The organism is Brucella sp. TWI559 (assembly GCF_039674265.1).
GTDB lineage: Bacteria > Pseudomonadota > Alphaproteobacteria > Rhizobiales > Rhizobiaceae > Brucella > Brucella chromiisoli.
Map to the genome: position 1 here is coordinate 1 of NZ_JBDJNE010000094.1, position 229 is coordinate 229.

Sequence of the window (229 nt, forward strand, 5' to 3'; positions counted from 1 at the left end):
TCGATCCCAGACACCAGCACGTCGCCAACGAACGAACCGGTTGTAGCAAGTCGTTGCAACACCATAACGCTCAGGGATTTCAGACCATGACGATCCTGTGCGGAAGCGCCACAGAATACCATTGAGTACCATGCGATCATCGACGCGGGGTACACCACGCGGTTTGCATGGCAACAGCGGCGCAATAATCGACCATTCGCGTTCTGTAAGTTCATAGCGGCGACGTGAC

Annotated in this window: 1 protein-coding gene; it reads right to left on the reverse strand. The window is 55.0% G+C overall.

The window, feature by feature from the left end; translation table 11 throughout:
* A partial coding sequence (locus tag ABE530_RS19770) for a transposase (protein WP_499695743.1) occupies positions 1 to 229 on the reverse strand: 229 nt, incomplete at both ends.